This is a genomic window from Stenotrophomonas sp. 63632_Sma, assembly GCF_056482875.1.
The window spans coordinates 3,085,609-3,099,095 of record NZ_CM151220.1 but is presented as its reverse complement, the minus strand read 5'-3'; the positions used below and the strand labels follow the sequence as shown (position 1 = coordinate 3,099,095).

The 13,487-nt window shown below is 66.3% G+C and carries 13 protein-coding genes; 10 read left to right on the top strand and 3 right to left on the bottom strand.

The features are described from left to right. Positions 1 to 3 precede the first annotated feature (3 nt). The 6 genes from ACZK45_RS14415 to ACZK45_RS14390 are packed head-to-tail and all read left to right on the top strand — an operon-like array spanning position 4 to position 4,910. Complete coding sequence (locus ACZK45_RS14415) at positions 4 to 309, top strand: hypothetical protein (protein ID WP_425479879.1); 306 nt, start codon at positions 4 to 6, stop codon at positions 307 to 309. Then, entirely contained in the window at positions 306 to 1,673 is a 1,368-nt protein-coding gene (trbL, locus tag ACZK45_RS14410; RefSeq protein WP_001000746.1) for a P-type conjugative transfer protein TrbL, read from the top strand. The genes ACZK45_RS14415 and trbL overlap by 4 nt, the downstream gene beginning before the upstream one ends. Before the next feature lie 18 nt (positions 1,674 to 1,691). After that, the gene (gene trbF, locus ACZK45_RS14405) at positions 1,692 to 2,396 is read left to right on the top strand and encodes a conjugal transfer protein TrbF (protein ID WP_001211312.1); all 705 of its coding nucleotides are present in this window, start codon (positions 1,692 to 1,694) and stop codon (positions 2,394 to 2,396) included. After that, a complete protein-coding gene (gene trbG, locus ACZK45_RS14400) occupies positions 2,393 to 3,385 on the top strand; it encodes a P-type conjugative transfer protein TrbG (protein ID WP_000776560.1) in 993 nt (330 codons plus the stop codon). The genes trbF and trbG overlap by 4 nt, the downstream gene beginning before the upstream one ends. Before the next feature lie 2 nt (positions 3,386 to 3,387). Further along, positions 3,388 to 4,668 carry a TraB/TrbI/VirB10 family type IV secretion system protein gene (locus ACZK45_RS14395; protein ID WP_003092274.1) on the top strand — a complete coding sequence of 427 codons (1,281 nt, stop codon included), beginning with the start codon at positions 3,388 to 3,390 and terminating at the stop codon, positions 4,666 to 4,668. Further along, positions 4,665 to 4,910 (top strand): DUF2274 domain-containing protein, encoded by a 246-nt coding sequence (locus tag ACZK45_RS14390; RefSeq protein WP_000108283.1) that lies wholly within the window; start codon positions 4,665 to 4,667, stop codon positions 4,908 to 4,910. Before ACZK45_RS14395 ends, ACZK45_RS14390 begins: the two co-directional genes overlap by 4 nt. 750 nt (positions 4,911 to 5,660) lie before the next feature. Here the strand turns inward: ACZK45_RS14390 and ACZK45_RS14385 are convergent. From ACZK45_RS14385 to cysS, 3 genes are read right to left on the bottom strand one after another with little or no spacing between them, the layout of a single operon-like run. Continuing rightward, positions 5,661 to 6,908, bottom strand: coding sequence for an MFS transporter (locus ACZK45_RS14385; protein ID WP_478444864.1), 1,248 nt, complete (start codon positions 6,906 to 6,908; stop codon positions 5,661 to 5,663). Beyond that, positions 6,905 to 7,357 carry a SufE family protein gene (locus tag ACZK45_RS14380; protein ID WP_049423936.1) on the bottom strand — a complete coding sequence of 151 codons (453 nt, stop codon included), beginning with the start codon at positions 7,355 to 7,357 and terminating at the stop codon, positions 6,905 to 6,907. Before ACZK45_RS14380 ends, ACZK45_RS14385 begins: the two co-directional genes overlap by 4 nt. A gap of 53 nt (positions 7,358 to 7,410) precedes the next feature. Further along, the gene (gene cysS / locus ACZK45_RS14375) at positions 7,411 to 8,787 is read right to left on the bottom strand and encodes a cysteine--tRNA ligase (protein ID WP_478444863.1); all 1,377 of its coding nucleotides are present in this window, start codon (positions 8,785 to 8,787) and stop codon (positions 7,411 to 7,413) included. Between the two features lie 188 nt (positions 8,788 to 8,975). On the opposite strand from cysS, the gene ACZK45_RS14370 reads away from it, so the two are divergent. The 4 genes from ACZK45_RS14370 (at position 8,976) to ACZK45_RS14355 (ending at position 13,416) form a co-directional block, all read left to right on the top strand. Then, complete coding sequence (locus tag ACZK45_RS14370; RefSeq protein ID WP_032129397.1) at positions 8,976 to 9,545, top strand: glycine zipper 2TM domain-containing protein; 570 nt, start codon at positions 8,976 to 8,978, stop codon at positions 9,543 to 9,545. A gap of 318 nt (positions 9,546 to 9,863) precedes the next feature. Continuing rightward, positions 9,864 to 10,874 carry an N-acetylornithine carbamoyltransferase gene (locus tag ACZK45_RS14365; protein ID WP_032129398.1) on the top strand — a complete coding sequence of 337 codons (1,011 nt, stop codon included), beginning with the start codon at positions 9,864 to 9,866 and terminating at the stop codon, positions 10,872 to 10,874. A 119-nt stretch (positions 10,875 to 10,993) separates the two neighbouring features. Then, positions 10,994 to 12,190 (top strand): argininosuccinate synthase, encoded by a 1,197-nt coding sequence (locus ACZK45_RS14360; RefSeq protein ID WP_125894472.1) that lies wholly within the window; start codon positions 10,994 to 10,996, stop codon positions 12,188 to 12,190. Positions 12,191 to 12,327: 137 nt separating this feature from the next. Further along, the gene (locus tag ACZK45_RS14355) at positions 12,328 to 13,416 is read left to right on the top strand and encodes an acetylornithine deacetylase (protein ID WP_478444862.1); all 1,089 of its coding nucleotides are present in this window, start codon (positions 12,328 to 12,330) and stop codon (positions 13,414 to 13,416) included. Positions 13,417 to 13,487 lie beyond the last annotated feature (71 nt).

Sequence of the window (13,487 nt, the reverse complement as noted above, 5' to 3'; positions counted from 1 at the left end):
CTGATGGCCGTGCTGCTGACCGCGTGCGGCCAGCAGCCGGCCGAGAACCTGGCCGACGCCCTGGCCGCAGATCCGGTGCGGCTCAAGGCGTTGCGCGGGCAATGCGCGGCCGACCGGCAGGCCGTGGGCGAGGATGCCTGCCGCGCCGCCGCTGAAGCCTTCCGGCGGCGCTTCTTCGCCGGCCATACCGGGCCGGATGAATACAACTCGCTGGCTGAACTCCCGCCGATTCCGCCGAGCTTCGATACGCCCGCAGATGAATTGCCAGAGGGCGCCGTTCCGCTCACTCCGCCCGAGGATTCGCCATGAACGACGTGACCATCATCGACCGTTTCCTCGATACGTTCTCGCGCTACATCGACTCGGGCTTCGGCTTATTGCAGGGCGAAGTGGCATTTCTCACCGCCACGCTCATCGTCATCGACATGACGATCGCTGGCCTGTATTGGGCCATGAGCCACGCCACCGGCCAGGGCGACGACGTGATCGCCAAGCTGCTGCGCAAGGTGCTCTGTGTCGGCGCGTTCGCCTACATCATCGGCAACTTCAACTGGCTGGCGAGCATCGTGTTCCGCTCGTTCGCCGGCTTGGGAATTACCGCTACCGGCTCGGCCATCACGATGGAGAACTTCCTTCAGCCGGGCCGGCTGGCGAAGACCGGCATCGACGCAGCCGCGCCGATTCTGGAACAGATCGGGGACATGGCTGGGTTCCCCGAGGTGTTCGTGAACATCGACCCTATCGTGGTTCTGTTCATCGCCTGGCTGGTGGTGATCCTCTGCTTCTTCGTGCTGGCCGTACAGCTTTTCATCACGCTGATCGAGTTCAAACTGACTACGCTCGCCGGCTTCGTCTTGATCCCGTTTGCACTCTGGAACAAGACCTCGTTCCTCGCGGAAAAGGTGCTAGGCAACGTGGTGTCGTCAGGCATCAAGGTCTTGGTGCTGGCCGTCATCGTCGGCATCGGTTCAGGCCTGTTCGCCGAGTTCCAGGTGCATCCCGACGAACCATCCATCGACCACGCGCTGGTCGTGATGCTGGCCTCGCTCGCGCTGCTGGCGCTGGGCATTTTCGGCCCCGGTATCGCCACCGGCCTGGTGTCCGGTGCGCCACAGCTTGGTGCGGGCGCGATGGCTGGTGCTGCGGTCGGGGCTGTCGGCACCGGCGTTGCCATCGGCGCCGCCGTAACGGGCGTGGGCGGCGCCGTCATGGCCGGGGCACGAATGGCCCCGGCGGCCGCAAAGCTGGCCGGTGCCGGTGCGCGTGCCGCGACTTCGGCGGCCGGCAGTGCCCGATCGGCGTTCCAGGCCGGTTCCGCTGCGGCCGGCGGCGGTGCCAAGGGCGCGGCGGCTGGCCTCGGCAATGTCGCCAAGACTGGCGCACAAGCCGCAGGCCGCAGCGTCACCTCTGGTGCTTCCGCTGTTGGGCAGAAGGTGGCCGACTCCTTCCGCGCTGGCTGGAACGGCACAGAAGCCGGCAGCGACGGTGCTGGCCCCGGCCAGACCGCAGACGGCACCGCAGGCTCGCAGAAGCAAGAGCAACCGGCCTGGGCCAAGCGGATGCACCGCCGCCAGCAGGCTACCCATGCCGCGACCACTGCCGCCCACACGCTGCGCGGCGGCGACGGCGGCGGCTCCGGGCAAGGCCCGAGCCTGCGGGATTCCGATACCTAACCTTCAAGGAGAACACCCATGCGATTCAAACGACCGCAGGTGCGCTACGCCGATACGCCGCAGCCTGCCACCCCGTATCAAGCCGCCGCCCAGGTGTGGGACGACCGTATCGGCTCCGCCCGCGTGCAGGCGAAGAATTGGCGCCTGATGGCCTTCGGCTGCCTAGTGCTCGCGCTGTTGATGGCCGGCGGCCTGGTGTGGCGCTCGGCGCAGTCCATCGTGACGCCCTATGTCATCGAGGTCGATCAAGCCGGGCAGGTGCGCGCCGTGGGAGAGGCCGCCACGCCGTACCGGCCCGGCGACGCGCAGATCGCGCACCACCTGGCGCGCTTCGTGACGCTGGTTCGCTCGCTGTCCATCGACCCCATCGTGGTGCGGCAGAACTGGCTCGATGCCTACGACTACACCACCGACAAGGGCGCGGCGGTGCTCAACGACTACGCCCGCACCAATGACCCATTCGCCCGCATCGGCAAGGAATCGGTAACGGTGCAAATCACCAGCGTGGTTCGCGCGAGCGACACGTCTTTCAACGTGCGCTGGACAGAGCAGCGCTATGTCAACGGTGCGCCCGCCGGCACCGAACGCTGGAACGCCGTGCTTTCGACCGTCCTGCAAACCCCGCGTACTGAACAGCGCCTGCTCAAGAACCCATTGGGTATCTACGTCAACGGCCTGTCATGGAGCCGCGAACTGGATTCTTCCGAAGGAGCCAAACCATGAAACTTCGTTTCCGCCTTTACGTTGTTCCTTTGACGCTGCTGGCCCTCGCGGGCTGCGCCTCGCAGGGGAAGCCGCCGCCATCCATCTCGCTCGACGAGACGGTGCTGGCCCAGCCGTTGCCCGAACCGCCCAAGCCCGTCGAAGTCGTCGCCGTCCCTGAACCGCTGGCGCTGCCGGCGCAGTTGAAGCCCCTGCCGGAACTCGATGAGGCCCCCGTTGCGCCGGAGCCGGCCGACGAAAAGGTGCGCGTTTCCCGTGCCAATGCAGAAGCGCGTATCGCGCCTACCCGTGAGGGCTACGTCAACGCGATTCAGGTGTGGCCGTTCACCGATGGCGCGCTTTATCAGGTCTATGCGTCGCCGGGGCGCGTGACGGTGGTTTCGCTTCAACCGGGCGAGGAACTGGTAACGGTCGCCGCCGGCGATACCGTGCGCTGGATCGTGGGCGACACGTCCAGCGGCGGCGGGGCCGATCTGCGCGTCAATGTGCTGGTCAAGCCTATCCGCTCCGGTCTGAAAACCAATCTCGTCATCACCACCAGTCGGCGCACCTACCTGCTGGAGCTGACCTCGACCGAGAGGGCATGGATGGCGTCGGTGTCCTGGGACTATCCGAAAGACCGAATGCTCGCGTTGCAGCGCCAGGCGCAGGCAGCGCAGGCAACAACGCCTGTCGATACGGGCCTGTCGCTGGACAAGATCCGCTTCCGCTACGCGGTATCGGGCAGCAACCCGCCGTGGAAGCCTCTGCGCGCCTTCGATGATGGAGAGAAGGTCTATATCCAGTTCCCGCCGGGCATCGCCCAGGGCGAGCTGCCGCCGCTGTTTGTCATCGGCGCGCAGGGCGACGGGCAACTGGTGAACTACCGTTTTCGCTCGCCGTACTACGTCGTGGATCGCCTGTTCGGCGCGGCCGAACTGCGGCTGGGCGGCGATGGCGGCGACGTGGTGCGGATCGAGCGCACCGATGGTGTTGCACGGAGGAACTGACCATGAGCCAGGATGACACTCCCGACCTTGCCGCGCCGCAGGCGGACAAGGTGGCGCCGGAGGCAGTGGCGCTGCGCGCCCAGCCGCGTCCAGTCACACGCCTGAACCGGCGCTCGCTGGCCATCCTTGCCGGCGTCCTAGCGGTCGCCGTGCTCGGCGCGCTGATGTGGTCGCTGCAACCTCATCGACGCAGCACAGGCGAGCAGACCGAGCTTTACAACGTCGATCGCGTGTCAAAGTCGGAAGGACTGGATGCGCTGCCGACGGACTATTCCAAGCTGCCGCCGGCGTTGCTGCCTGCCGTTCCCGAACTAGGGCCACCGCTGCCGGGCGATCTTGGCCCGGCTATCGTGAAGTCGCAGCAACCGGCGACGGCTGCCTACGCGGCCCCCGGTCACGACCCGAACGATGCCCTGCGAAAAGAAGCCGAGGCGGCCGCGGCCTCGTCCGTGTTCTTCCGCTCGGGTGGGCAGAATGCGGCGCCGGTAGCGCAGACACAGGTGGCCGCTGCGCCGGGCTTCGCCGCCAATGCGGCGTTTGACCCGCTGGCGGCCGGGCCGGCCTCCACGGCGGCCCAACCTGCTGACCCGACAGCGGTGCAAAACCGGCAAGACCAGAAAGAGGCTTTCATGAAAGCTGGCCCCACTGAAACCCGTAATTCCGGCAATCTGACTCTGCCAATTTCGCCGTATCAGGTTATGGCCGGAACAGTGGTCGCAGGTGCCTTGGTGACGGGCATCAAGTCGGACTTGCCCGGCGACGTGATCGCCACGGTGACGGAGCCGGTCTATGACACAGCCACCGGGCGCTTCCTGCTGATTCCGCAGGGTTCGCGCATCCTGGGCAAATACAACAGCCAGGTCAGCTACGGGCAGAGCCGCGTTCAAGTCGTCTGGAACCGGATCATCCTGCCGGACACGTCTTCGCTCACGCTCGACAACCTGGCCGGCACCGACCCAGCCGGCTATGCCGGGCTGGAGGACGATGTGGACTACCACTGGGGCCGCATCTTTGCCGGTGCGGCACTCACCACGCTGCTGGGCGTCGGTGCCGAGCTGGCCGCGCCGGAGAACCGGCAGGATGGTGATCGCGTCATCATCGCTGGGCGCGACAGCGCGCAGGACAGCATCAATCAGGTCGGCCAGGAGATGACCCGGCGCAACCTCAACATCCAGCCGACCTTAACGCAACGGCCGGGCCTGCCGGTTCGCATCATCGTCAACCGGGATCTGGTGCTGCGGCCGTACCAGCCGCTGTTCTTCAACCGGGGGACTTCACGATGAGCACGACCAAGAAGCTGCGGCTCGGCCCGCTGCCGAAGACCGAGAGCACCAAGCTGACTTTCGTTTGCCCGACCAGCTTGAAAGTCGACCTCGACCGCTACGCCGCGCTACACGCGCAGGCGTATGGCGAGGCCGTTGATGCGGCGACGCTGATCCCGCATATGCTGGAAGCGTTCATGGCGGGGGATCGAGGATTCAGGAAGGGCACGGCGACCCGCAGCACACCACCGAAGCCGCCATGATTGCACCGCATGCTATTCAACGGCATCCATCGAACGCGCAGCCCAGGCTGCGCGTTCTTCATTCTGGATGCCGCCGAGCCTGTTGGGCTATGATGATGCGACAGGCCCGCCGTTCCTCGGCAATCCAGCACTACACAGTGCGATGCGGCTTTCTCTCCCAACGCTCCTATGTCGCTCCTAGCCGACAACGCCGCTCTTCTTCTAAGCGGCCCCGAAAGGAGCTAACCTACTGTCCCATATACGGTTTCAAGTCCTTCTTGATTTGCGCGAAAGACTTGACACCGGCACTTTTTTGTTGGGTGTGGTTGGCTGGGTAGAACGGGGCCTTCCGGGTATAGGAGGGAGCCTGTGTGCGCGGTTGCTGTAAAGCCTAGCCCATGCCCGGCTCGGGTCGAAGGCGCGGGCAAAGAAGAGCAAAAGCAAAAGCAGCCAAGCATGGCTTGGCTCCACCAAGGGCGGTCATGCGTGTGCTCGCGGCTGTTGGGTCCGCCTTGTAGCGAGCCGAGCACCGCAGGGGAATCAGGGGCGAAGAGGCGCCGCTGTTTGAGCGCAGCGAGTTCGGCGCCGTCCCCTGATTCACCGAGGAGCACAGGGCACCGGCGCGCAGCGTCGGCTCGCGGATGGCGGCGCGTTTCTTTTGGTTACTTTTCTTTTCGCGCGAAAAGAAAAGTGACACCCCACCGCGGTCACGGAAAGAGCCCGCCGGGCATGGCCCGGCGCTACCGGCGCGTGGGCGCGCGGAAATCCGCTCTATTGCAGGTCGCGAAGATTCAGTTTCCGCAACGTCGGGTTCTTCCACGCCGTGATCCCGGCCACGCTCAGCACCGCGAACCCACCCAGCACCACTGCCGGCACCAGGCCGAGCAGCTTTGCCATCGTGCCGGCATAGAACGCGCCCAGTTCGTTGGACGAACTGATGAAGATGCCGTTGATCGACGACACCCGGCCGCGCATTTCTTCCGGTGTGGCCAGCTGCAGGATGGTCGAGCGGATCACCACCGACACGCCATCGAAGGCCCCATAGAACAGCAGGATCAGCGCGGACAGCCAGAAGTGCTGCGACAGCCCGAAGCTGATCACGCACAGGCCGAAGCCGGCCACCGCGAACAGCAGCACGCGGCCGGCATTGCGGTGCAGCGGGTGGCGCGCCAGCCACAGGCCAACGCAGACCGAGCCCAGCGCCGGCATTGCGCGCAGGATGCCCAGGCCTTCCGGACCGTGGTGCAGGATCTCGTGCAGGAACGCCGGCAGCATCGCCACCACGCCGCCCAGCAGCACCGAGAACATGTCCAGCGCCATCGCCCCGACCATGATCCGGTTGCCGACCACGAAGCTCGCGCCTTCAGCGATGCTCTTGAAGATCGGGGCGGCCGGACCGGTATGCACCGGTTCTTCCACCTTCAGCGTGGCCAGGCAGGCCATCGCCACCAGCGCGAAGCCCGTGGCCACCGCGTAGGACAGGCCCTTGCCGCCGAAGCCGACCAGCACGCCGCCCAATGCCGGACCGGCCACCATGCCGGCCTGGAACACCACGGCGCCGAGGCCAGCGCCACGTGCGAACTGGTCACGGGCCAGCACGCGGGCGAACAGGGCGTTGTAGATCGGCGACAGGAAGGCGCGGACCATGCCGGTCAGCGCAATGGCCGCATAGATCGGCCACACGCCTTCGAACGGCAGCCAGCCCTTGGCCACGCCGGTCAACACCAGCGCGGTGGCGATCAACCCGGAGCAGGCGACCATGCCGAGCCGGCGGCGCGGCAGGTGGTCGACCAGATAACCGGCGAACGGTGCGACGCAGAAGAACGGCAGCACCTCGGCCAGGCCAACCAGGCCCAGCGAGAACGGATTGCGGGTGACTTCGTAGATGTGCCAGCCGACGGTGACCGCGACCACCTGGTAGGACAGCATCGCGAAGATGCGGTAGGCCAGCAGCTTGGCGAAACCGGGCCGGGACAGCAGCCCCAGCGCGGTGTCTTCGGCCGTGGCGGGTTCGCTCACGACGGGTCGCGCTGCAGCTGCGCCTGCGCGGTCTCGCGGATGAAGGCCAGCATCGCCGCCACGCCGTTGCTGCGGGTGGGCGAGAGGTGGCGGGCCAGGCCGATGTCCTGGATGTAGCTCGGTTCGGTGGCCAGGATCTCCTGCGCCGAGCGCCCGGAGTACACGCGCAGGGCCAGGAAGATCAGGCCGGAAACGATGGCCGAATCACTGATGGCGTGGAAGCGCAGCGACTGCGCATTGCCTTCCGGCACGATCCAGACCATCGACTGGCAGCCGAGCAGGCGGTGCTCTTCGGTCTTCCATTCGTCCGGGAAGGCGGGCAGCTTACGGCCGAGGTCGATCAGATACTGGTAGCGCTCGGACCAGTCGCCGAAGAAGCCGAATTCCTCGGCGATGGCGGTCTGGGCCTCGGCGGCGGTGGGTTCAAGCGGGAACGGAGAGTCGGTCACAACAGTCTCTACAGTGGAGCGTGGCCGGCGGACCGGCCACGGGGCAGGGTGGGTCAGCCGCGCTTGCGCGACCAGCGCACGCCCTGCGGGGTGTCTTCCAGCACGATGCCTTCGGCGGCCAGCTGGTCGCGGATGGTGTCGGAACGGGCGAAATCGCGTGCCTGCTTGGCGGCGGCACGCTCGTCGATCAGGCCCTGGATGCGGGCATCTTCGCCATCATCGCTGGCCGCGGTGCCGAACCACTGCGCTGGATCGGCCTGCAGCAGGCCCAGGGCCAGGCCGGCACCGAGCAGTTCGCCCTTCAGGCGCGCCTGTTCGGCCGGGTCGGTGGCCCGGCGTGCATCGGCGGCGATGCGGGCCACTTCGGCCAGTGCCTGCGGGGTGTTCAGGTCGTCATCCAGGGTTGCCTCGACCGTGGCCGGGATCGCCACGACCGCCTCGACCGACGCCAGCTCGCGCAGCGTGCCGTACAGGCGGTCCAGGGTGCGCACCGACTGCTCGATGAGGCCATCGGACCAGTCCAGCGGCTGCCGGTAGTGGGCCGACAGCAGGGCCAGGCGCAGCGCTTCCGGCGGGTGCTGGCGGACCAGATCGTGCACGCGTTCGATGTTGCCCAGCGACTTGCTCATCTTGGCGCCGCCGAAGTTGAGCATGCCGTTGTGCAGCCAGAAGCGGGCGAAGATCTTGCCGCCGTGGGCGCATTCGCTCTGCGCAAGCTCGTTCTCGTGGTGCGGGAACTGCAGGTCGACGCCGCCGGCATGGATGTCGATGGTCTCGCCCAGGTGGGCGGCGGCCATCGCCGAGCATTCGATATGCCAGCCCGGGCGGCCACGGCCCCAGGGAGACTCCCAGCCAGGGAGGTCGTCGCTGGACGGCTTCCACAGCACGAAATCGCCCGGGTCGCGCTTGTACGGGGCCACGTCGACGCGGGCGCCGGCCAGCATCTCTTCCGGGTCGCGGCGCGAGAGCTTGCCATAGCCTTCGAAGCTGGCCACCGCGAACAGCACGTGGCCTTCGGCGGCGTAGGCATGCCCGTTGGCGATCAGCTGCTCGATCATGGTGATGATCTGCGGAATGTGCGCGGTAACTTCCGGCTCGATGTCCGGCGGCACCACGCCCAGCGCGGCCATGTCTTCACGGTAGGCGGCGGCGAACCTGTCGGTGATGGTGCTGATCGGCACGCCCTGCTCACGCGCGGCGTTGTTGATCTTGTCGTCCACGTCGGTGATGTTGCGCGCGTAGCGCAGGCCACCGAAACGGCGTCGCAGCAGATCGGCCAGCACTCCGAACACCACTGGGCCACGGGCGTTGCCGATGTGCACGTAGTTGTAGACCGTCGGGCCGCACACATACAGGGTCGGACAGGCCGGGTCGAGCGGGGTGAACGGTTCGAGCTGGCGAGTCAGGTTGTTGTGCAGGCGCAGGGTCATGGGGCTGTGGCTGGGGGACAAGCCTGTGATTTTAGAACGTGTCGGCCCCCTTTGGGGGCACCGCCTGCCACCGGTGGACGCCGGGTCCAACCAGGGTGGGGTGGGCAGGAGCAGCGTGGACGGGTAATGTTCAGCCCCTTGCGCTCGCCACTGCCTACACTATTGCCGTGTCCTTGCTCCCTTCGCCAATGAAATCCACCGCGTTGCTGACCCTGGCCTGCCTGTCGGCGCTGGCCGCCGTGGCGCAGGCGCAGGAGGCCGAGCCCCGCAACCGGGTGGTGATCGTGGAGAACGTGAAGTTCGACTACGCGCAGGTACTGAACGTCGAACCCGTGTTCCAGACCCTGCGCGCGACCCGTACCGAAGAACACTGCGAGCCGGTCTCGACCCGGACCCTGGCGCCGGTCAATGTCACTGGTGAGGAGCCGGTCGAGGACAAGGGCCGGATCAGCCGCTTCTGGGACTCGGTACGCTCGATGTTCAAGCGCAGCGATGAAGAGGTCTCCGAGGACACCGCCGCCGAGTCACCGGCCCCGGCGCCGGCACCGGCCAACAATGGTCCGATGCTGACCCGCGACTGTCGCATCGTGCCGGTGGGACGTGAATTCCGCCGGCCCATCGCCTACGACGTGGACTACGTCTACAAGGGCACCAAGTACCGCTCGCGGCTGCCGGAAGATCCCGGCAACCGGCTCAAGATCCGGGTGTCGATCACCCCCTGGGTCGGCCCCGAGCAGGGCGCCGCCGGCAATCCCTGATTCTGCGACCCCGGCCCCTTGCGTCGGCCCCGGCCGCATGCAAAGATGGATGACCATGAAGCTCACCGACTTCCAGCACGACAGCAGCGCAGCCCGACAGGCGTCGGGCATGACCTCGCGTGCGCGTCGACCGGAACCCCACATCCTCGCTGGGTAACCGGAGCTTTTTGCTGTTCGTCCGAAAAAAACCCAGCCCGCCGGCTGGGTTTTTTCGTTTCCGCGTCATGAAAGCTGCAACTGCAACCTTTTCGTTCCACCTTTGCTTCCTGTTTTCCCTTCCACCGCGTCGAACCCGGCGCCGCCACGCAAGGAAAGATGATGTCCCCCAAGCACTTCCTGAACACCCAGGACTGGAGCCGCAGCGAGCTCGACGCGCTGCTGACCCAGGCCGCGCTGTTCAAGCGCAACAAGCTCGGCGACCAGCTCAAGGGCAAGTCGATCGCGCTGGTGTTCTTCAATCCGTCCATGCGCACCCGCACCAGCTTTGAACTGGGTGCGTTCCAGCTGGGTGCCCACGCGGTGGTGCTGCAGCCGGGCAAGGATGCGTGGCCGATCGAGTTCAACCTCGGCACGGTGATGGACGGCGATACCGAAGAGCACATCGCTGAAGTGGCCAAGGTGCTGGGCCGTTACTGCGACATCATCGCCGTGCGTGCGTTCCCCAAGTTCATCGACTGGGCCTACGACCGCCAGGACATCGTCCTCAACAGCTTCGCCAAGTACTCGCCGGTGCCGGTCATCAACATGGAGACCATCACCCACCCGTGCCAGGAGCTGGCCCACATCATGGCCCTGCAGGAGCACTTCGGCACCCAGGACCTGCGCGGCAAGAAGTACGTGCTGACCTGGACCTACCACCCCAAGCCGCTGAACACCGCAGTCGCCAATTCGGCGCTGACCATCGCCACCCGCATGGGCATGGACGTGACCCTGCTGTGCCCGACCGCCGACTACATCCTCGACGACCGCTACATGGGCTGGGCCGAGCAGAACGTGGCCGAGAGCGGCGGCTCGCTGAAGATCAGCCATGACATCGACAGCGCCTACGCCGGTGCCGACGTGGTCTACGCCAAGAGCTGGGGCGCGCTGCCGTTCTTCGGCAACTGGGAACCGGAAAAGCCGATCCGCGACCAGTTCAAGCACTTCATCGTGGACGAGCGGAAGATGGCGCTGACCAACAACGGTGTGTTCAGCCACTGCCTGCCGCTGCGCCGCAACGTGAAGGCCACCGACGCGGTGATGGATTCGCCGCAGTGCATCGCCATCAACGAAGCCGAGAACCGCCTGCACGTGCAGAAGGCGATCATGGCGGCGGTTGCCGGGCGCTGAATCAAACAAGGGGTAGAGCCGACCGTTGGTCGGCTGCTCCCGCAGCGGCGCATCCAACATTTCAGCCGACCAGCGGTCGGCTCTACCGAATTCCCATCCCCCAAGTGGACCTGATCCCCATGAGCAACAAAGACGTCGTTCTCGCCTTCTCCGGCGGCCTGGATACCAGCTTCTGCGTGCCGTACCTGCAGGAGCGCGGCTACAACGTGCACACCGTGTTCGCCGATACCGGCGGCGTGGATGATGAAGAGCGTGATTTCATCGAGAAGCGCGCCGCCGAGCTGGGCGTGACCAGCCACGTCACCGTCAACGGTGGCCCGGCCATCTGGGAAGGCTTCGTCAAGCCGTTCGTGTGGGCAGGCGAAGGCTATCAGGGCCAGTACCCGCTGCTGGTCTCGGACCGCTACCTGATCGTCGATGCCGCGCTGAAGCGTGCCGCCGAACTGGGCACCAACATCATCGCCCACGGCTGCACCGGCATGGGCAACGACCAGGTCCGCTTCGACCTGGCGGTGAAGGCACTGGGCGACTACCAGATCATCGCGCCGATCCGCGAGATCCAGAAGGAACACACCCAGACCCGCGCCTACGAGCAGAAGTACCTGGAAGAGCGCGGCTTCGGCGTGCGCGCCAAGCAGCAGGCCTACACCATCAACGAGAACCTGCTGGGCCTGACCATGTCCGGCGGCGAGATCGACCGTTGGGAAGCGCCGGGCGAGGGCGCCCGTGGCTGGTGCGCACCGCGCAGCGAGTGGCCGGAGCAGGCGCTGAACGTGACCCTGAAGTTCGTCGAGGGCGAAGCCGTCGAACTGAACGGCAAGGCGTTGCCGGGCGACCAGATCCTGGCCCAGCTCAACAAGCTGTTCGCCCCGTACGGCGTTGGCCGCGGTGTCTACACCGGCGACACCGTGATCGGCCTGAAGGGTCGCATCGTGTTCGAGGCCCCGGGCCTGGTGTCGCTGCTGGCCGCGCACCGCGCGCTGGAAGATGCCGTGCTGACCAAGCAGCAGAACCGCTTCAAGCCGGACGTGGCGCGCAAGTGGGTGGAGCTGGTCTACGAAGGCTTCTACCACGACCCGCTGAAGACCGACATCGAGGCCTTCCTGAAGTCCTCGCAGGCCAAGGTCAACGGCGAAGTGGTGCTGGAAACCCGCGGCGGCCGCGTCGATGCAGTGGCGGTGAAGTCGCCGCACCTGCTCAACACCAAGGGCGCCACCTACGCGCAGTCGGCCGACTGGGGCGTGGAGGAGGCCGAGGGCTTCATCAAGCTGTTCGGCATGAGCTCGACGCTCTTTGCTCAAGTCAACCGTGGTTGACTTGAGCACGAGCCCGCGCATTTCACCTTAACCCTGCGCCGTTGGCGCGCCCCCTTCAACAAGAAGGGGGCTCTCCTCCAGATGCGCTCCGGTAGCGCTGGGCCATGCCCGGCGGAATTCCACAGGATTGTTGATTCATGCTTGAACAGACGCTCGATCACCTGCAGGCCCTGGTGTCCTTCGACACCCGCAACCCGCCGCGTGCGATCACCACCGGTGGCATCTTCGATTACCTGCGCGCGAACCTGCCCGGCTTCAACGTCGAGGTGATCGACCACGGTGCCGGTGCGGTCAGCCTGTACGCCGTGCGTGGTACGCCGAAGTACCTGTTCAACGTGCATCTGGATACCGTGCCGGATTCGCCGCACTGGAGTGCCGACCCGCACGTGATGCGCCGCCTGGAAGATCGTGTGATCGGCCTGGGCGTGTGTGACATCAAGGGCGCCGCCGCTGCACTGGTGGCCGCGGCCAACGCCAGTGATGGCGATGCCGCGTTCCTGTTCTCCAGCGACGAAGAAGCCAACGATCCGCGCTGCATCGCCGCGTTCCTGGCCCGTGGCCTGCCATATGAAGCGGTGCTGGTGGCGGAGCCGACCATGAGCGAAGCGGTGCTGGCGCACCGAGGCATCAGCTCGGTGCTGATGCAGTTCTCCGGTCGCGCCGGGCATGCCTCGGGCAAGCAGGATGCGGCCGCCAGCGCACTGCATCAGGCCATGCGCTGGGGCAACCGTGCGCTGGACCATGTGGAATCGCTGGCCTCGGCGCGCTTCGGCGGCCTCACCGGCCTGCGCTTCAACATCGGTCGCGTCGAAGGTGGCATCAAGGCCAACATGATCGCGCCGGCCGCCGAAGTGCGGTTCGGGTTCCGTCCGCTGCCGTCGATGGACATCGATGGCCTGCTGGCGACCTTCGCCGGTTTTGCCGAACCGGAAGCCGCACTGTTCACCGAAACCTTCCGTGGCCCCAGCCTGCCGGCCGGTGACATCGCCGAGGCCGAGAACCGCCGCCTGCTGGCACGCGACGTGGCCGATGCGCTGGAACTGCCGATCGGCAACGCGGTGGACTTCTGGACAGAGGCCTCGCTGTTCTCCGCTGCTGGATACACCACGCTGGTGTTCGGCCCGGGTGACATCGCCCAGGCCCACACCGCCGATGAGTTCGTGACGCTGGAGCAGCTGCAGCGCTACACCGACGCCGTGCACCGCATCATCGCCGCCGGCGCCTGATCGACCCCACAACGCCGCCCGGCCCTGGCCGGGTGGAACTGCAACGCGGCGACCGCCGCCTGTGACGAAAC